The sequence below is a fragment of the Streptomyces sp. NPDC104581 genome, assembly GCF_055583685.1.
Genome location: NZ_JBVJNN010000002.1, coordinates 71,685 through 89,696, shown reverse-complemented (window position 1 = coordinate 89,696; position 18,012 = coordinate 71,685). Strand labels below are relative to the sequence as shown.

Genomic DNA, 18,012 nt, shown 5'->3' with positions numbered 1-18,012 from the left:
AGTGCGCGATACGGTGCGCGGTACCGTGCGCGGGCCCCGCCGTACCGTCCCGCAGCGCCCGCCCCGCGCCGAAAGTCCCGGTCAATATGTGGCGGAGGTCCCAAATCCGGCAGTCCGCTGCCCCTTGTTAAGCCACTTACGCTCCGTAAGGCTGGGCGGTGCCCCGGCCCTGTCGAATCCCGTGCCCCTCACCCGGGGCCGCACGGCACCCGACACAGCCCCCGAACGGACTCCCCGCCTTGCTCGAAGCATCGGACACCGCCTTCTGGCGCATCACCCTGCCGCACAGCGCGGCGGCGGTGCCGATGGCGCGTGCCCTGATCCGTACGGCGCTGGCCGACATCGGGCCCACGGCGGACAGCGACACGGCGGAACTGCTGACGGCCGAGCTGGTCGCCAACGCCGTCGAACACACGAGCCCGGACGTGCCCATAGAGCTGGTCGTCACACTGCTGCCCACCGGCTGTCAGATCGAGGTGCACGACGGCGACCCGGACCCTCCGGGGGATCTGTCGGCCCCCGCTTCCGGCCAGCTGCCCGACCCCTGGCAGGAACACGGCCGGGGTCTGCTGCTGATCCGCACGCTGAGCGCCGACTGCGGCCACCGTGCGACCGAGCAGGGCAAGGCGGTCTGGTTCACGCTGTCGGCGCGCTGAACCCCCCGGCCCGGGTCAGCGCGCCGAACCCCGCGGGGCGGCCTGGTCGGGGGCCAGCGTCGCGACGAGCACGGCCTTGATGGTGTGCAGCCGGTTCTCCGCCTCATCGAAGACCACCGAGTGCGCGGACTCGAAGACCTCGTCGGTCACTTCGAGCTCCGTGAGCCCGTGCCGCTCGTGGATCTCCCATCCGACGACGGTCCCCAGGTCGTGGAAGGCCGGCAGGCAGTGCAGGAACTTCACGTCCGGATTCCCCGTGGCGCTCAGCACGTCCATCGTGACGCTGTACGGACCGAGGGCGGCGATGCGCTCGTCCCAGACCTCCTGCGGCTCCCCCATCGACACCCATACGTCGGTGGCGACGAAGTCGGCGCCGCTCACACCCTCCGCGATGGACTCGGTGAGCGTGATCCGGGCACCGCTGACCTCGGCGGACTTACGGGCCAGGGCGACCACGTCGTCCGCCGGCCAGTAGGCGCGCGGCGCGACGATCCGTACGTCCATGCCGAGCAGCGCGCCGGTGACGAGGTAGGAGTTGCCCATGTTGTAGCGGGCGTCGCCGAGGTAGGCGAACGTGATCCGCTCCAGCTGCTTGTCGGTGTGCTCGGTCATCGTGAGCACGTCGGCCAGCATCTGGGTGGGGTGCCAGTCGGCGGTGAGCCCGTTGAAGACGGGCACCCCGGCATGGGCGGCCAGCTCCTCGACGGTCGACTGGGCGTCACCGCGGAACTCGATGCCGTCGAACATCCGGCCGAGCACCCGCGCGGTGTCCTTGGCCGACTCCTTCTTCCCGATGTGCGAGCCGGCCGGGTCGATGTACGTCGTGGCGGCGCCCTGGTCGGCGGCGGCCACCTCGAAGGCGCAGCGCGTACGCGTCGACGCCTTCTCGAAGATCAGGGCGATGTTCTTGCCCCGCAGGAGCTGGACCTCGTTCCCCGACTTCTTCGCGGCCTTGAGCCCGGCGGCCAGCTCGACCAGACCGCGGAACTCCTCGGCGGTGAAGTCCAGCTCCTTGAGGAAGTGGCGGCCTGCGAGTTGTATCGCCATGGTGGCTGCTCCTGCGTCGCGAATACGGAGACCTGCACGGGGACCGATACAGGGACCCTTGGAACTATATACGACCTTCCGTATTGATATACAGGGCCATCCGGCACGGATGCGGCAGCGGTCAGACGGCGTCCCGCTCGATCGGGCAGCTCATGCAGCGCGGCCCGCCCCGCCCCCGGCCCAGCTCACTGCCCCGGATCTCGATCACCTCGATCCCCTGCTTGCGCAGATGGGTGTTGGTGGTCACGTTGCGCTCGTACGCCACCACCACGCCCGGCTCCACCGCGAGCACGTTGCAGCCGTCGTCCCACTGCTCCCGCTCCGCCGCGTGCACGTCCTGCGTCGGTGTCAGCACCCGGATCCTGTCCAGCCCGAGGGCCGCGGCGATCGCCCGGTGCATGTGCTCCGGCGGATGGTCGGTCACCTTCAGTTCGTTCCCGCCCGTGCCCGGCTCGATGGTGTACGAGCGGAGCATGCCGAGGCCCGCGTACTGGGTGAACGTGTCACGGTCGACCATCGTCATCACCGTGTCGAGATGCATGAAGGCACGCCGCTTCGGCATGTCGAGCGCGACGATCGTCCTGGCCGAACCGGCGTCGAACATCCCCCGTGCCAGCATCTCGACGGCCTGCGGGGCGGTGCGCTCGCTCATCCCGATCAGGACGGCACCCTGACCGAGGACCAGGACGTCGCCGCCCTCGATCGTGGAGGGGTAGTCGTCCTGCCCCTCCGACCAGTGGTGGAAGGGGCCCGCCTCCGGTCCGGTGAAGAGTGGGTGGTGCTTGTAGATCGCCTCGAAGTGGACGGTCTCGCGCCGCCTGGCCGGCCAGCGCATCGCGTTGATGGTCACACCGTCGTAGACCCAGGCCGAGGTGTCGCGGGTGAAGAGGTGGTTCGGCAGCGGGTCCAGCAGGAAGTCGTCCAGGTCCATCACATGGAAACGGACGGAGGACGGCTCGGCGTGACGGTCCAGGAACTCGCGCTTGGTCATCCCGCCGACCAGCGCCTCCACGAGATCGGCCGTCGGCAGCTCGTCGAAGACCGATCTGAGGTGGTCGGTGGCGAGGGGGCCGTACTCCTTCTCGTCGAAGACCCGGTCCAGGACCAGCGCGCGGGCCGTCGGGATGTCGAGGGACTCCCGCAGCAGATCGCCGAAGAGATGGACCCCGACCCCGCGCTCGCGCAGGACGTCCGCGAACCCGTCGTGCTCCTCGCGCGCGCGGCGCACCCACAGCACGTCGTCGAAGAGCAGCGCGTCCTTGTTGGTCGGGGTGAGCCGCTTCAGCTCCAGGTCGGGGCGGTGCAGTATGACGCGGCGCAGCCGCCCGGTCTCGGAGTCGACATGGAATCCCATGACCCCATCCTCGCGGATCGGGCGCGGTTCACACGGCGAATGGCTCAGAGACCGGGCGGCGGGGCTCGGGGTCGGGCCGGGGCCGGGCGGGCGGCCGGGCGGGGGACGAAGCCCGGCACCGTTACTCGGGCCGGAGGCCGGGGTCGGAACCGGCGCCGACGCCGGACTCGGTTCCGCCGCCGGCACCGGAATCCAAACCGGGCCCGGGGTCAGAGCCGGGGGTCCACCGGCTCCGACTCCAGCGCGAGCACCGCGAACACCGCCTCGTGGACCCGCCACAGCGGCTCGTCGTCCCCCAGCCGGTCCAGCGCCTCCAGCCCGAGCGCGTACTCCCGCAGCGCCAGCGACCGCTTGTGGCCGAGGAACCTGCCGCGCAGCCGCTCCAGATTCTCCGGCCGGGTGTACTCGGGGCCGTAGATGATCCGCAGGTACTCACGCCCGCGCACCTTGATGCCCGGCTGGACCAGCCGCCCCTTGCCGTCCCGTACGAGTGCCGTGAGCGGTTTGACGACCATGCCCTCACCGCCGCGCCCGGTCATCTCCAGCCACCAGTCGATTCCGGCACGCACCGACTCCTCGTCGCCCGTCTCGACGACGAGGCGCCGGGTGACCTGGAGCAGCCCCGTCGGGTCGTGCTCGGTCAGCCGGTCGAGCCAGGCCAGCTGCCGGTCGTGCGGTACGGCGGCGAGGCTCCGGCCGCGGGCGGCCAGGATCTGGAACGGCGCGAGCCGTACGCCCGCCAGGCCGTCCGTCTCCCAGCAGTAGCGGCGGTACGCCTCCGTGAACGCCGTCGCGTCGGCGGCCCGTTCGCGCTGGGCGGCCAGCAGCGCGCCCACGTCGACACCCCGGGCGACGGCCGATTCGAGCGCGTCCGTCACGGCCGGGAAGGCGGCGCCCGCCGCCGCGCCGACCGCCGCGTACTGGGTGCGCAGCAGACCGGTGGCCTTCAGCGACCAGGGCATCAGCTCGGCGTCGAGCAGCAGCCAGTCCGTGTCCAGCTCGTCCCAGAGCCCGGCGGCGCCGATGGCCGTACGGAGGCGGCCGAGGATCTCCTCGGTGACCGCCGGGTCGTCGAAGAAGGGGCGGCCGGTGCGGGTGTGCAGCGCGCCGGTCGGTCCCGTGGCGCCGGGGTCCGTGGCGCCGCCGGCGCAGTCGACACCGAAGCGCTCGCGCGCCACCTCCGCGTCGCGGCAGACCAGCGCCACGGCGCGCGAGCCCATGTGCTTCTCCTCGCACACGACCTGCGCCACCCCGTCCTCGCGGTACTGCGCGAACGCCTCGGCCGGGTGCTCCAGAAAGCCCTCCTCGCGCGATGTAGCGGTGGGTGCCATGGTCGGCGGCAGATAGGCGAGGAGCCGCGGGTCGACGGCGAAGCGGCTCATGACCTCCAGAGCCGCCGCCGCGTTCTCCTCGCGCACCGCGAGCCGGCCCATGTGACGGGTCTCCACGACACGCCTGCCGTGCACGTCGGCGAGGTCGAGCGGGCGGCCCTCGCGGCTGCCGGGCGCCCCCGTGCCGAGCGGCTTGACCGGCTCGTACCAGACGCGCTCAGCCGGTACGTCGACCAGCTCGCGCTCGGGCCAGCGCAGGGCCGTCATCCTCCCGCCGAAGACGGCGCCGGTGTCGAGGCAGATGGTGTTGTTGATCCAGGAGGTGTTCGGTACGGGGGTGTGGCCGTACACGACCGCCGCCCGGCCCCGGTAGTCCTCCGCCCACGGGTAGCGGACGGGCAGGCCGAACTCGTCGGTCTCGCCGGTCGTGTCCCCGTACAGCGCGTGCGAACGGACCCGGCCCGAGGTGCGGCCGTGGTACTTCTCCGGCAGACCGGCGTGGCAGACGACCAGCTTGCCGCCGTCCAGGACGTAGTGGCTGACGAGGCCGTCGATGAAGGTCCCCACCTGCTCGCGGAAGGCGTCGTCCTCCTTCGCGAGCTGCTCGACGGTCTCGGCGAGTCCGTGCGTCAGCCGGACGTTCCGGCCCTTGAGCCAGCGGCCGAGCTTGTTCTCGTGGTTGCCCGGTACGCACAGCGCGTTGCCCGCGCCGACCATGCGCATCACGCGGCGCAGCACGCCGGGGCTGTCGGGGCCCCGGTCGACGAGGTCGCCGACGAAGACCGCCGTACGGCCCTCGGGGTGGGCGCCGTCGCCGTCCGCGTAACCGAGCCTGGCCAGCAGCGTGTCCAGCTCGGATCGGCAGCCGTGGACGTCACCGATGATGTCGAAGGGGCCGGTGAGGTGGGTGAGGTCGTTGTAGCGGCGTTCGGTGACGACCTCGGCACGCTCGACCTCTCCGGCACCGCGCAGAATGTGGACCTTGCGGAAGCCCTCGCGTTCGAGTCCGCGCAGCGAACGGCGCAGTTCGCGCTGGTGGCGCTTGATGACATGGCGCGGCAGGCCGGCCCGGTCGGGGCGGGCGGCGTTGCGCTCGGCACAGACCGCCTCGGGCAGGTCGAGGACGATCGCGATGGGCAGCACGTCGTGCTCCCTGGCGAGCCGCACGAGCTGCTTGCGGCTCTCGGGCTGGACGTTGGTGGCGTCGACGACCGTGCGCCGGCCGGCGGCGAGACGCTTGCCCGCGATGTAGTGGAGCACGTCGAAGGCGTCGCCGCTGGCACTCTGGTCGTTCTCGTCGTCGGCGACGAGCGCGCGGCAGAAGTCGGAGGAGACGACCTCGGTGGGCTTGAAGTGGGCCCGTGCGAAGGTCGACTTGCCGGAGCCGGTGGCGCCGATGAGGACGACGAGGGAGAGGTCGGTGACGGGGAGGACACGGGCCCCGGCGGCGGGGGTGGCGGTGGCGGTGGCCGGGGAACTCCCGTCGGTCTCGTTGCTGCTGTTCATGCGGCCTTCTCCTCCTTCGCGTGCGGGGTGGTGGCGGCGGTGGCAGTGGCGGTGGTCGCGGTCCTTGTGCTCCTCGGCGCCTCGGTGACGGTGAAGACGGCCATCTGGGTGGGCGGCCCCACTTCGGGGTCGTCCGGCCCCACGGGTACGTACCGCACGGCGTAACCGTGGCGCGGCGCCACCTTGTCCGCCCAGGCGCGGAACTCGGCCCGGGTCCACTCGAAACGGTGGTCCCGGTGGCGTACGTGCCCGGCGGGCAGCGTCTCCCAGCGGACGTTGTACTCGACGTTCGGCGTCGTCACCACGACGGTCGCCGGGTGGGCCGCACCGAACACCGCGTACTCCAGTGCGGGCAGCCTCGGCAGGTCCAGGTGCTCGATCACCTCGCTGAGCACGGCGGCGTCGTGGCCCTTGAGCCGCTTGTCCGTGTACGTCAGCGAGCTCTGCATCAGCGTGACGCGCTCGGCCTGCCGCTCGCTCATCCGCTCCACCCTGAGACGGCGGGCGGCGACGGTGAGCGCGCGTACGGACACGTCGACGCCGACGACCCTGGTGAAGCGCGGGTCCTTCAGCAGGGCCTGTACGAGCTGGCCCTGACCGCAGCCGAGGTCGAGCACACTGGCCGCGCCCGCGTCGCGCAGGGCGGTGAGGATCGCGTCACGACGCTGCTCGGCGAGCGGGACGGGCTTCTCCACCGCCGCGACCGGCACGGCGGTCTCGGTGGTCTCGGTGGTCTCTGCTGTCCCGCGCGTCTCGGTCGTCTCAGCCCTCTCGGCGGTCTCGGCGGTGACGCGGGTCTCCGCCGTCCCTTCCGGGGCGTCGTCGGCTTCGGGAGCCGGGTCCTCGACGGCGTTGTCGATCGCCTCGACGTCGATGTCGTCGGCCTCGGCGAGCCGGACCAGTTCGAGCCGGTTCGTCGCCTCCCTGGTCAGGCCCCAACGACGGGACAGGTAACGGCTGGTGATGAGCCGCCGCTCGGGGTGGTCGGCCAGCCAGCCCTCACCGGCCCGCAGCAGTTTCTCCACCTCGTCGGGCGCGACCCAGTAGTGCTTGGCGTCGTCGAGAACCGGCAGGAGCACATACAACTGCCGCAGCGCGTCGGCGAGTCGCAGCTCCCCCTCCAGTACGAGCTGCACGTAGTGCGACTCGCCCCACGCGGGGAAAGCCTCGTCCAGCGCCACCGGCCGCACGTCCACCGTCGTCCAGCCCAGCGGCCCGAAGAGGTCCCCGACCAGATCGGCGCCACCGCGCGCGGGCACGGCCGGCACCTCGATCCGCAGGGGCAGGGGCTCGGCCGCACGCTCGGGCAGCGCCTTGCACACACCGCGCAGCGCGCTCTTGAAGACGGTGCTCAGGGCGACGGCGAGCAGCGAGGACGCCGCGTACGGGCGGTCGTTGACGTACTGCGCGAGCGCGGCATCGGGCGCGCCGCCGCGCCCCTTGCCCTTGCCCCGCCGCACCAGGGCAACCGGGTCGACCTCCAGCAGGAGCGCCGCCGTGCAGCGCTCGGCGGACGCCTCGGGATAGAGGACGTGCGCGGTGCCGTGGGAGGTGGAGAACGTCTGCGCCTTGTCGGGATGCTTGTGCAGCAGAAACCCGAGGTCGGTCGCGGGGCGTTCAGGGGTGCCGGTGGTACTGATCGTAAGGAACACCTGACCGATTATGGCCGGTTCGATCAGCCGCTACGAGGGAGTTTCGGCGCGGCCGCCGGTCAACGGGTCCCCCGCTCCGTGTCCAGCGCCGCCGCGACCTCCGTGATGCGGGCGGGGCCGACGCGGCAGCATCCGCCGAGGAGACGGGCGCCGGCGGACCGCCAGGTGTGGAGGCGGTCGGGCGGGAAGGGCGAGGGGAGCGCGGCCGGGGGGTGGGGCCCCTCCCCCCTCCCCTCCCCCGCCCCCTCTCCCTCCCCCGCCCAGCGTCTGGCTTCGGCGTCCCACTCCTCGCCGCTGTTCGGGTAGACCACCACCGGTTTGCCGGTGATCGTCGCCGCCGACGCGACCGCCCCGTCCGCGTCGGACGGATCGCAGCAGTTGACGCCCACCGCGATCACGTCGTCCTCGCCCGCCGCCAGCGCGAACGCCTCGGTCAGCGGCTGGCCGGCGCGGGTGCGGTCTCCCGCGACCGTGTACGAGAGCCACACCGGCACCCCGCATCCCCGGGCCACCCGGAGCAGCGCCTCGGCCTCGTCCGTGTCCGGCACCGTCTCCAGCGCGAGGACGTCCGGCCCGGCGGCGGCCAGCGTCTCGATCCTCGGGCGGTGGAAGCGCTCCAGCTCACGCACCGACAGCCCGTACCGCCCCCGGTACTCGCTCCCGTCGGCGAGCATCGCCCCGTACGGCCCGACCGAGGCGGCCACCCAGATCTCCCGTGCCACCCCCGCCCCGGCCCGCCGGGCCAGGGCCACGCTGTCGGCGAGCAGTCCGGCCGCCCGGCCGCGCCCGATGCCCCGGCGGGCGAAGCCCTCGTACGTCGCCTGGTAACTGGCGGTGATCAGGACCTGCGCTCCCGCCCGTACATAGGCCGCGTGGGCCGCCTCGATCTGCCCCGGTCCGTCGGCGAGGAGCCGCGCCGACCACAGGTCGTCGGAGAGATCGCAGCCCTGCGCCCGCAGTTGGTCGGAGAGCCCGCCGTCGAGGACAAGGCTCCCCTCGCCGAGCGCGGCGGCGAGCGTACGGGCGGGCTTCACGACTGTCGTCCTGCCCTCAGTCGGTGCTCAGCTGCGACTGGACCTGGGAGGAGAGCAGTTCCAGATGGTCGAGGTCGTCCAGGTCCAGCATCTGGCAGTAGATGCGGGACGCCCCGGCGGCTCCGTACTGTCCGATCTTGTCGACGACCTCGGCGGGCGAGCCCGCGAGTCCGTTCGCCTTCAGCTCCTCGACCTCCCGTCCGATGGACGCGGCCCGGCGGGCCACTTCCGCGTCGCTCTTGCCCACGCAGGCGACCAGCGCGGTCGAATACACCAGGTCGTCGGCCTTCCGTCCGGCCTTGACCGCCGCCTCCCGCACACGGCCGAACTGCTTCTCGCTGTCCTCGACGGAGGCGAACGGGATGTTGAACTCGTCCGCGTACTGCGCGGCGAGACGCGGAGTACGTGTCGCGCCGTGTCCGCCGATCAGCACCGGGACCCGGGACTGGGCCGGCTTGGGCAGCGCGGGTGAGTCGGTCAGTTGGTAGTGCGTCCCCTCGTACGAGAACGTCTCGCCCGTGGGGGTGCCCCACAGCCCCGTGACGATGGCCAGCTGTTCCTCCAGGCGGGCGAACTTCTCCTTGGGGAAGGGGATTCCGTACGCCCTGTGCTCCTCCTCGAACCAGCCCGCGCCCAGGCCCAGTTCGACCCGGCCGCCGGACATCCGGTCGACCTGCGCGACCTGGATGGCGAGCACGCCCGGCAGCCGGAAGGTGCCCGCGGTCATCAGGGTCCCGAGCCGGATCCGCTTGGTCTCGCGGGCGAGTCCGGCCAGCGTGATCCAGGCGTCGGTGGGGCCGGGAAGACCGTCGGCGGAACCCATCCGCAGATAGTGGTCGGAGCGGAAGAAGGCGTCGAAGCCGAGGTCTTCGGTCGCCTTGGCGACGGTCAGCAGCGTCTCGTAGTCGGCCCCTTGCTGGGGCTCGGTGAAGATTCGAAGATCCATGCATCCATCCTGCACCTTCCGTCGTCCGTGGGCCGCGCCTCCTCGCCGGGCTCTCCGCATTCCTCCGTCATGTCTGGCGCCGACACCACGGTCACCTGCGTCATCACCCCCTCTCCTTCTCCGTCTCGCGCACCCGCTCGCGCATCTCTTCCAGTTCATTGAGCCTGCGCAGCATGCCGAGCACCCGGTCGTTCGACTCGTCCGCCGCGTCGATGGCCTCGATGCACTGCCAGTACAGCCCCTCCTCGTCCGTCCCGCACGCCACCGAGACCAGCGCGATCCCCACCTCGCCGAGGAGCACCCCCAGCTCGGTCAGCGCGCTCCGCGCGTCCGTCACCACCGAGAGCCGCGCCGCCCGTATCCCCCCGGCGCGCAGGGAGGGATGGTCGGGTGAGGTGCCGCCCCGAGCGCCCGTCTCAGCGAGGTCCCTTGCCTCCGTCCTCAGCTCCTGCGGTCCGCGCAGGGCCAGTTGATCCCCGATCGCCTGGGCGAGAGCCTGTGCCTGCCATGCCTCCGCCACGATGTCCAGCGCCGCACCGCTCCGGGCCAAGGCAACCCGGCCGGCCCCGATGAGCCTCTCCGCGTCCATTCGCCATCCCCGTCTCCGTATGTCCGCCTCTGTCCGTCCGTCCCCGTCCGTCGAACACCCTGTCCACTTACTTCATTACCCAGAGTGAGGTGTTGGCAACAGAAAGACCAGAGGAATTCGGAAATCTGTGGACAGGAAGCCGGTTGTGAATAACTCGGCCACTCCGCAGAGTGACGAATCAGTCGGATGTGGACGTCGACCGAGGGGGCTGGGGCGGGAAGCGCAGCTCGTTCCGGTCGATCTTCTCGGAGAGCGCGGTGAGCGCGTCGACCCCCAACACGTCGCAGAACTGGAGCAGATACGCGAGCACGTCCGCGACCTCGTCGCGCACGCGGTGCGCCGTGCCCGGGTCCTCCATCACCCGTGCCGACTGCTCGGGCGTCAACCACTGGAAGATCTCGAGCAGTTCGGACGCCTCGACGCTCAGCGCCGCGGCCAGGTTCTTCGGTGTGTGGTACGGCTCCCACTGCCGTGCCGCCGCGAACTCCACCAGCCTGCGCTGCAATCCCTGTACATCCGGTTCCGTCACGGATCCAGATGTATCAGGTGCAGGGGGCGCGTCTGTCGCAGCGGGCGCACCGGACCCACCGCGCGCACCGGGCCCACCGGGTGCGGCGGGTCCGCCGGGGCCCTCAGGGCTGCTGGACGGCCGCCGCCGCGATCCCCTCCACCTCGGTGCCGATCGGCGCGAGCAGGAAGACGTTCCGCTCGACCCGGTGCATACCGCTGCCGAGCCCGAAGACGACCCCGCTGCTGAAGTCCAGGATGCGTTTGGCCACGTCGGTCTCGGCGCCGGTGAGGTCGAGGAGCACCGGGATCTGCGCGATCAGATGCTCCGCGACATCACGCGCGTCGGCGAAGACCCGCACCCGCAGCACGACGAATCGCCGCTGCTCCTCCGCGTACTCGTCGGGGATCGCCCGGTGGTCGACGCGTGAGGGCCATTCGTTGCGGCCGCGCAGCGGGACGACCTGGGCCAGGCCCTCCCACTGCTCGTCGGTGGCGTCGTACCTGTCGTAACCGCCGTATCTGCTCACCGGATCACCTCACTCGCGCGCTGTGTGTCTGCATCCGGCCATCCTCCCGTGCCTCACCCGTTCGGCCCAACAGCGACACGGGGCGGACCCGGACCATTCCGGAGGGAGCCGCACGGCCCGCTCCGGTCAGGTGGCGACGTACGCCGCGAGGTGCTCGCCGGTGAGAGTGGAGCCGTCCGCGACGAGGTCCGCGGGGGTGCCCTCGAAGACGACGCGACCGCCGTCGTGTCCGGCGCCGGGCCCGAGGTCGATGATCCAGTCGGCGTGTGCCATGACGGCCTGGTGGTGTTCGATGACGATGACGGACTTGCCGGAGTCGACGAGCCGGTCGAGCAGGCCGAGCAGTTGCTCGATGTCGGCGAGGTGCAGGCCGCTGGTGGGCTCGTCGAGGACGTACACGCCGCTCTTCTCGCCCATGTGCGTGGCCAGCTTGAGCCGCTGCCGCTCGCCGCCGGACAGCGTGGTGAGCGGCTGGCCGATGGTGAGGTAGCCGAGTCCGACGTCGGCGAGCCGGCCGAGGATCCGGTGGGCGGCGGGTGTGGCCGCCTCGCCCGCGCCGAAGAACTCCTCGGCCCGCGCCACCGACATCGCGAGCACCTCGCTGATGTCGCGTCCGCCGAGGCGGTGGTCCAGCACCGAGGCCTGGAACCGCTTGCCCTCGCACTCCTCGCAGACGGTCGCGACACCGGCAATCATCGCCAGGTCGGTGTAGATGACGCCGGCGCCGTTGCAATGGGGGCAGGCGCCTTCGGAGTTGGGGCTGAACAGCGCCGGCTTCACACCGTTGGCCTTCGCGAAGGCCTTGCGGATCGGGTCGAGGAGTCCGGTGTACGTCGCCGGGTTGCTGCGCCGTGAGCCGCGGATCGCGCCCTGGCCGATCGCCACCACGTCCACGCCCGCGTCGCCCTTGCCCAGCGATCCGTGCACGAGCGAGCTCTTGCCGGAGCCTGCGACACCGGTGACGACGGTGAGCACCCCGAGCGGGATGTCGACGTCGACGTCGCGCAGGTTGTGCGTGGTCGCGCCGCGGATCTTCAGCGCCCCGGTGGGCTTCCGCACCGACTCCTTGAGGACGGCCCGGTCGCCGAAGTGCCGGCCGGTGAGGGTGTCGCCGGACCGCAGGCCGTCGACGGTGCCCTCGAAGCAGACGGTGCCGCCCTCGGAACCGGCGCCGGGGCCGAGGTCCACGACATGGTCGGCGATCGCGATCGTCTCCGGCTTGTGCTCCACGACGAGCACAGTGTTGCCCTTGTCCCGAAGCCTCAGCAGCAGGTTGTTCATCCGCTGGATGTCGTGCGGGTGGAGGCCGACGGTGGGTTCGTCGAAGACGTACGTGACATCGGTGAGCGAGGAGCCGAGGTGCCGGATCATCTTGACGCGCTGCGCCTCACCGCCCGACAGGGTCCCCGAGGCGCGGTCGAGGCCGAGGTAGCCGAGCCCGATCTCCACGAACGAGTCGAGGGTCCCGCCCAGCGAGTCGAGCAGCGGCCCGACCGACGGTTCGTCCAGCTCGCGCACCCATTCCGCGAGGTCGCTGATCTGCATCGCGCAGGCGTCGGCGATGGAGATCCCCTTGATCTTCGAGGATCTGGCCTCCTCGCCGAGCCGGGTGCCGTCGCACTCGGGGCAGGTGGTGAAGGTGACCGCCCGGTCGACGAACTCGCGGATGTGCGGCTGCATCGCCTCCCTGTCCTTGGAGAGGAACGATTTCTGGATCTTGGGGATGAGCCCCTCGAAGGTGAGGTTCACTCCCTCGACCTTGACCTTGGTCGGCTCGTGGTGGAGGAAGTCCCGCATCTCCTTCTTCGTGAATTCGGCGATCGGCTTGTGCGGGTCGAGGAGGCCCGACTCGGCGTAGACGCGCACGGTGAAGAAGCTGTCGGACTTCCAGCCCGGGATGGTGAACGCGCCCTCGGCGAGCGACTTGGAGTCGTCGTAGAGCTGGGTGAGGTCGATGTCGGAGACGGAGCCCCGCCCCTCGCAGCGGGTGCACATGCCGCCGGTGCGGTTGAAGGTCGCCTTCACGGTCTTGCGGGCGCCGCGCTCGACCGTGATCGCACCGCTCGCCCGCACGGAGGCGACGTTGAAGGCGAACGCGCCGGGCGAGCCGATGTGCGGCTGCCCGAGCCTGCTGAAGAGGATGCGCAGCATCGCGTTGGCGTCGGTGGCGGTGCCGACCGTGGAGCGGGGGTCGGCGCCCAGCCGCTGCTGGTCGACGATGATCGCTGTCGTCAGTCCTTCGAGTACGTCGACCTCGGGTCTGGCCGACGTCGGCATGAAGCCCTGGACGAAGGCGCTGTACGTTTCGTTGATCAGCCGCTGGGACTCGGCGGCGACGGTCCCGAAGACCAGGGAGCTCTTGCCCGAGCCGGAGACTCCGGTGAAGACCGTGAGCTGGCGTTTGGGGATCTCGACGCTGACGTCCTTGAGGTTGTTCACACGCGCGCCGTGCACGCGGATCAGATCGTGGCTGCCGGCCGTGCCCGGCGCGGACGCGCGCGTGTCCGTCCTCGTGCTCTTGCGCATCATGGCTCCATGTGTGGGACGGGGCCGCCTCCGCGGCCTCCAGGGAAGTCACGTTAATGCGGTGGGGTGACAGTCGCTTCTCCATATCTGACCGGTCTCCGGTCCGCCCCTGATACGTCCCTGATCCGGCCCCGATGTGTGCCCGATATGTTCCTGGCGTGCGCCTGAACTGGGCGGCCCGGGGGCCCGGTCAGGCGCCGGTGGCACCTGGCGTTCAGCGGTGGTCGCTGCCGCCGCCAGGCCCTCCCGGTAGCCGGGATGGCGTGGCGCCCAGCCCAGTTCCTTTCGCGCCCGCCCGTTGGAGACGTGCACGCCGACACGGGTCATCACCTGGCCGATGTACGGCGCGGCGAGACGGATGAGTCCCGCGGGGAGGACGATCGGTTTGGGCGAACGGGTCGTACGCGCGACCTCCTCGATCAACTCTCGCCAGGTGGCCGGGGTGTCGTCCACGACGTTGTAGGCGTGCCCCGCGACTCCGCGCTCCAGCGCGGCGACGGTCGCGGACGCCGCGTCCTCGTGGTGGATCAGGGCCAGCGTCCCGGCGGGCCCGGACGGCACCGGCAGCCGGCGTTTGCGCAGCAGGGCTGCGTACACGCCGGTGTCGCCTCCGTAGAAGAGGCCGTAGCGCAGGGCGATGCCGTCGATGCCGGGCGGCCCGCCGAGGACCTGGTCCTCGGTGGACTTCAGCGCGGCGAGCACGGGGTCCGTCCTGGCGCCCGTGGGGACGGCGAACGGCGCCTGTTCCGTCAGCGGCGCGCGTCCCAGATCGCGGAAGCCGTACCCGAGGAACATCGACTGCGTGAGGAAGCGGGTGGCTCCCAGCCGCCCTGCGGCGTCCAGCAGGTTGCGCGTCCCCTCGACGCGGAGCCGGTTGGTCGGCTCCATGTCGGCGTACCGGGCGGGTGCCTTGGTCAGCGCGGTGAGTTCGTGGATGACGGCGTCGGCGGCCAGTCCGTCCACCGCCGCGAGCAGCGCGCCGCGGTCGAGGACGTCGGCGACGACGGCGGTCGCGCCGACCTGTTCGAGCCGGTCGGCGGCGCGCCGTGTGAGGCCGATGACGTCGTGGCCCGCCTCGATGAGCCGGGGTACGAGAGAACGGCCGAGTGTGCCGGAGGCTCCGGCGAGGAGAACCTTCATGACTCCTCCTTGGGAGGTGGTGCGGGAACCAGGGCGAGTGCCAGGTCGGTGAGGGTGTCCAGATAGGCGTCCTCGGTGACTCCGGTGGGATGGACGCCGCCGTGGATGTCGGCCATCAGCCAGTAGTGGGAGAGCGCGTCCTGAAGGATCGCGGCGACGGCCGACCAGTCCGTGTCCGGGCCGCCGGGGCTCGCGGCACCGGGCGTGTGGGCGCTCGCGTGGGCCCGGAGGAGCCGGGTGAGCGCCGCGTGGTTGCGTGCGACCTCGGCCTCACGGAACTCCTCCAGCAGTTCGGGGAACGCGGCGAGGTCCCGCACCAGGATGCGGTTGACGTCCCGCTCGCAAGCCAGCCGCTCCAGCCCCGACTTCGCGACGGCGCGCAGCAGTGCGCGGGGGCCCGGCGCGGGTGGCGGGGCGGGCGGCGGCGGGGCCTCCGTACCGAGGACGGTGGTGAGCGCGTCCTCCTTACGGATGCGCTCGCGCAGACCGATGCCGAGGATGTCCTTCTTGCTGCGGAAGTGTTTGTACAGCGCCCCGGATCCGGGGGAGAGCCCGGCCGCCTCCTCGATCTTCGAGATGGTGGTGGCGGTGTAGCCCAGCTCTCCGAAGAGGCGCATGGCCTCGGTCAGTATCCGTGAACGGGTGTCCGGCACAGGCGCTCCAGGGGTGGTGACGAGACAGCAAGTAAGTACTTGCTTTCCACGTCCACGGTAATGCCCGGGCGCGCGTCCGTGAAGGCGTCGATGAGTTTCGGCCGGGCCGCCGGTCGGTACTGGTGAGCGTCGTACGTCGTCCGACGACGCCACCCGCACCAGAGAGACCACGGAGGACTCCATGACCACCGCACCCGGCAACGCGACCAGCGACCTCCCCGGGAAGCCACCGGTCGTCGACATGGCCACCTGGCAGACGGCCCGCGACGAGCTGCTGATCCGCGAGAAGGCGCACACCCGTGAGGGCGACGCGATCGCCGCGGCCCGCCGCCGGCTGCCGATGGCCGAGTTCGACGGAACGGTCGAGGTCGTGGGGCCCGACGGCCCCGTCCCGTTCATCGACCTGTTCCAGGGCCGGGACGAGTTGGTGGTCTACAAGCACATGTGGCACGACGGCGCGCCTCACCAGGGCCAGTGCGAGGGCTGCACCGTCACGGCGTGGCACATGAGGGACGCCGTCTACCTCAACGCCCGCGGCGTCTCCTACGCCGTGCTGACCACCGGCCCGTGGGAAGAGGTGGCCCCCTACGTCGAGTTCATGGGCTACACCGAGCCCTGGTACTCGGTACGCGGCGTGGACGGACCGGCGGGCGGCGGCATGGGTTATCTCACCTCGTATCTGCGCGACGGCGACCGCGTGTTCCTCACCTACTCCACGACCGGCCGGGGCAACGAGCCGGCCGCCGGGTCCTTCGCCCTGCTCGACATGACGCCCTACGGCCGCGGCGAGGCGTGGCAGGACAACCCGGAGGGCAGGCCGGCGGGCCACGAACCCTGCTGGTACTGGCGCGCGGACGCGGACGGCGTCCCCACCTGGGACCCGACGAGCCGCCCCGTCCCGCAGTGGACGCGCCCCGGCGCGACCCCCGAGGACACCCTCGGCCGGCAGGGCGACCACCACTGACCCGCGCCGCGCGGACAGTTCGGCCACGGCGAGAGCCGACGGCCCGGCCGCCGGGGACCTCCACCGCCCACCTCGTCGCGCGCGTCGACGGGGTGGGCCGCCGCGGAGAGAACCGGCCGCCGCCGTGCCGTCCTCGGCCGTGTCCGCGCCCCTGTCCGATCCGCGGAACGAGTCCCGGTCCCGGAGACACCGGGAATGGGCGTCGCGGCCATTCGAGTAGAATTGTGTGACGGACGCGACGTGCGCACCGGCCCTGCCGAAGTGCGCCGTGCCCCGCCCGCTACACGTCGGCGCAGCCGCCCGTGACCCGCGCTTTAGCGCCCGCCGGGCTTCCCGTACCAGTCCACGCGGTCGAATCGGCCGCCGTGACGACTGCGAACCCGGGGGCCCGCCCGGGGCGGTCGCCGCTCGGTCATCGGGCCCGACGCGTCTCTCGTCCGGGGCCGATGAACAGAACTCCCGCACCGGCCCGCCTCGCTATCTCCGGAGACAGGGATGACGACCGACAACGACGCGTCCACCGGTGGCCGTCGCAGGCCATGGCACGAACTCCCCCGTTCCGTCCGGGCGGGCATCGAGGACGTGCTCGGGGGGACGGTGGCCGCGGCCACGAGTCAGCGGGGCGGGTTCTCCGACGGGCTCGCGGCGCGGCTCCGGCTGGCCGACGGGCGGAAGGCGTTCGCCAAGGCCGTGGACGCGGAGGCGGCGCCGGGGGTGGCGGAGTTCCACCGGCGGGAGGTCGCGGTGAACGGCGGGCTGCCGCCCGGGGTTCCGGTGCCGAGGCTTCTGGGGTCGCACGACGAGCAGGGGTGGGTGGCGCTCGTCTTCGAGGACGTGGAAGGGAAGCTGCCCGTACAGCCGTGGCGCGAGGACGAGTTGGAGCGGGTGCTCGACGCCCTGACCGGTCTGGCGGAGGGGCTGACGCCCGCGCCGGCGCTCAACTCGGGCGACGTGTCTCCCCGGTTGGGCGGCTGGTCGCGGCTGGCGGAGGGCTCCCGGTCGCTCGCCAAGCTGGCGGTGATCGCTCCGGACGCCGCGCGTGAGCTGGACGATCACCTGACGCTCGAATCGCGGCTGCCCGACGTCATCGCCGGGGACACGCTGACGCACGGGGACCTGTATCCGTTCAACGTCCTGCTCACCGAGGAGCGCGTGGTGGTCGTGGACTGGCCGCACGCGTGGACCGGGCCCGCGTACGCGGATCTGGTGATGCTGCTCGGGAGCGTGGCGCTCGGCGGGGTCGACCCGGAGCCGTACGCCGAGCGTCATCCGCTGCTGCGCGGTGTCGATCCGGAGGCGGTGGACGTGGTCATCTCGGCGCAGGCGGGGTTCCTGCTGGCGGCGGCGTGCTCGATGGACCCGGCGGACGCGGGCACGGATCCGCGGCTGGAAGCGATGATGACGGCGCTGGGGCGGGCGTCGTTGCGGTGGCTGTCGCTGCGCCGGGTGTGAGCGCGGGCGGGCCGGGACGCGGCCGAGCCGGGGGGGGGGGGGGGGGGGGGGGGGCGGGCCGGGGGGGGGGGGGGGGGGGGGGGCGCACAGGGAGGAGGAGACAGGGGGGGCTCGGGGGCTATTCT

General features: G+C 71.7%; 15 protein-coding genes. 3 read left to right on the top strand and 12 right to left on the bottom strand.

From position 1 onward, the window contains the following. The first annotated feature begins 239 nt into the window (after positions 1–239). Complete coding sequence (locus ACZ61E_RS01990; RefSeq protein ID WP_469696763.1) at positions 240–656, top strand: ATP-binding protein; 417 nt, start codon at positions 240–242, stop codon at positions 654–656. 15 nt (positions 657–671) lie between these two features. Here ACZ61E_RS01990 and argF read toward each other — a convergent pair whose 3' ends face one another. The 12 genes from argF to ACZ61E_RS01930 form a co-directional block, all read right to left on the bottom strand. Beyond that, complete coding sequence (gene argF, locus ACZ61E_RS01985; protein WP_469696761.1) at positions 672–1,703, bottom strand: ornithine carbamoyltransferase; 1,032 nt, start codon at positions 1,701–1,703, stop codon at positions 672–674. 121 nt (positions 1,704–1,824) lie between these two features. Further along, positions 1,825–3,057 carry an arginine deiminase gene (locus tag ACZ61E_RS01980; protein ID WP_469696758.1) on the bottom strand — a complete coding sequence of 411 codons (1,233 nt, stop codon included), beginning with the start codon at positions 3,055–3,057 and terminating at the stop codon, positions 1,825–1,827. 209 nt (positions 3,058–3,266) lie between these two features. Then, positions 3,267–5,894, bottom strand: coding sequence for a polynucleotide kinase-phosphatase (locus ACZ61E_RS01975; protein ID WP_469696756.1), 2,628 nt, complete (start codon positions 5,892–5,894; stop codon positions 3,267–3,269). After that, positions 5,891–7,546 (bottom strand): 3' terminal RNA ribose 2'-O-methyltransferase Hen1, encoded by a 1,656-nt coding sequence (locus ACZ61E_RS01970; RefSeq protein WP_469696755.1) that lies wholly within the window; start codon positions 7,544–7,546, stop codon positions 5,891–5,893. Before ACZ61E_RS01970 ends, ACZ61E_RS01975 begins: the two co-directional genes overlap by 4 nt. A 59-nt stretch (positions 7,547–7,605) precedes the next feature. Continuing rightward, a complete protein-coding gene (mmuM, locus tag ACZ61E_RS01965; protein WP_469696753.1) occupies positions 7,606–8,580 on the bottom strand; it encodes a homocysteine S-methyltransferase in 975 nt (324 codons plus the stop codon). A gap of 16 nt (positions 8,581–8,596) precedes the next feature. After that, positions 8,597–9,526: an LLM class F420-dependent oxidoreductase gene (locus ACZ61E_RS01960; protein ID WP_469696752.1), complete on the bottom strand. Its 930-nt coding sequence runs from the start codon at positions 9,524–9,526 to the stop codon at positions 8,597–8,599. A 103-nt stretch (positions 9,527–9,629) separates the two neighbouring features. Then, positions 9,630–10,115 (bottom strand): DUF6099 family protein, encoded by a 486-nt coding sequence (locus tag ACZ61E_RS01955; protein ID WP_469696750.1) that lies wholly within the window; start codon positions 10,113–10,115, stop codon positions 9,630–9,632. A gap of 178 nt (positions 10,116–10,293) precedes the next feature. Further along, complete coding sequence (locus tag ACZ61E_RS01950) at positions 10,294–10,644, bottom strand: nucleotide pyrophosphohydrolase (protein WP_469696748.1); 351 nt, start codon at positions 10,642–10,644, stop codon at positions 10,294–10,296. 103 nt (positions 10,645–10,747) lie between these two features. Beyond that, positions 10,748–11,152, bottom strand: a complete 405-nt coding sequence (locus ACZ61E_RS01945) for a cell division protein SepF (RefSeq protein WP_469696746.1) — start codon at positions 11,150–11,152, stop codon at positions 10,748–10,750. A 126-nt stretch (positions 11,153–11,278) separates the two neighbouring features. After that, a complete protein-coding gene (locus ACZ61E_RS01940; protein ID WP_469696744.1) occupies positions 11,279–13,678 on the bottom strand; it encodes an ATP-binding cassette domain-containing protein in 2,400 nt (799 codons plus the stop codon). Positions 13,679–13,726: 48 nt separating this feature from the next. After that, positions 13,727–14,818, bottom strand: a complete 1,092-nt coding sequence (locus ACZ61E_RS01935; protein WP_469696742.1) for an NAD-dependent epimerase/dehydratase family protein — start codon at positions 14,816–14,818, stop codon at positions 13,727–13,729. After that, positions 14,815–15,471, bottom strand: coding sequence for a TetR/AcrR family transcriptional regulator (locus ACZ61E_RS01930; RefSeq protein WP_469696741.1), 657 nt, complete (start codon positions 15,469–15,471; stop codon positions 14,815–14,817). The genes ACZ61E_RS01935 and ACZ61E_RS01930 overlap by 4 nt, the downstream gene beginning before the upstream one ends. A 181-nt stretch (positions 15,472–15,652) precedes the next feature. On the opposite strand from ACZ61E_RS01930, the gene ACZ61E_RS01925 reads away from it, so the two are divergent. Next, entirely contained in the window at positions 15,653–16,435 is a 783-nt protein-coding gene (locus ACZ61E_RS01925; RefSeq protein ID WP_469696740.1) for a DUF899 family protein, read from the top strand. Between the two features lie 495 nt (positions 16,436–16,930). Then, a complete protein-coding gene (locus ACZ61E_RS01920; RefSeq protein ID WP_469696739.1) occupies positions 16,931–17,887 on the top strand; it encodes an aminoglycoside phosphotransferase family protein in 957 nt (318 codons plus the stop codon). The last annotated feature ends 125 nt before the right edge of the window (positions 17,888–18,012 follow it).

Excerpts from the sequence above, each read along its gene's own strand:
- argF (WP_469696761.1), bottom strand. The coding sequence starts at position 1,703 with ATGGCGATACAACTCGCAGGCCGCCACTTCCTCAAGGAGCTGGACTTC.
- ACZ61E_RS01980 (WP_469696758.1), bottom strand. The coding sequence starts at position 3,057 with ATGGGATTCCATGTCGACTCCGAGACCGGGCGGCTGCGCCGCGTCATA.
- ACZ61E_RS01975 (WP_469696756.1), bottom strand. The coding sequence starts at position 5,894 with ATGAACAGCAGCAACGAGACCGACGGGAGTTCCCCGGCCACCGCCACC.
- ACZ61E_RS01960 (WP_469696752.1), bottom strand. The coding sequence starts at position 9,526 with ATGGATCTTCGAATCTTCACCGAGCCCCAGCAAGGGGCCGACTACGAG.
- ACZ61E_RS01955 (WP_469696750.1), bottom strand. The coding sequence starts at position 10,115 with ATGGACGCGGAGAGGCTCATCGGGGCCGGCCGGGTTGCCTTGGCCCGG.
- ACZ61E_RS01940 (WP_469696744.1), bottom strand. The coding sequence starts at position 13,678 with ATGCGCAAGAGCACGAGGACGGACACGCGCGCGTCCGCGCCGGGCACG.
- ACZ61E_RS01935 (WP_469696742.1), bottom strand. The coding sequence starts at position 14,818 with ATGAAGGTTCTCCTCGCCGGAGCCTCCGGCACACTCGGCCGTTCTCTC.
- ACZ61E_RS01925 (WP_469696740.1), top strand. The coding sequence starts at position 15,653 with ATGACCACCGCACCCGGCAACGCGACCAGCGACCTCCCCGGGAAGCCA.
- ACZ61E_RS01920 (WP_469696739.1), top strand. The coding sequence starts at position 16,931 with ATGACGACCGACAACGACGCGTCCACCGGTGGCCGTCGCAGGCCATGG.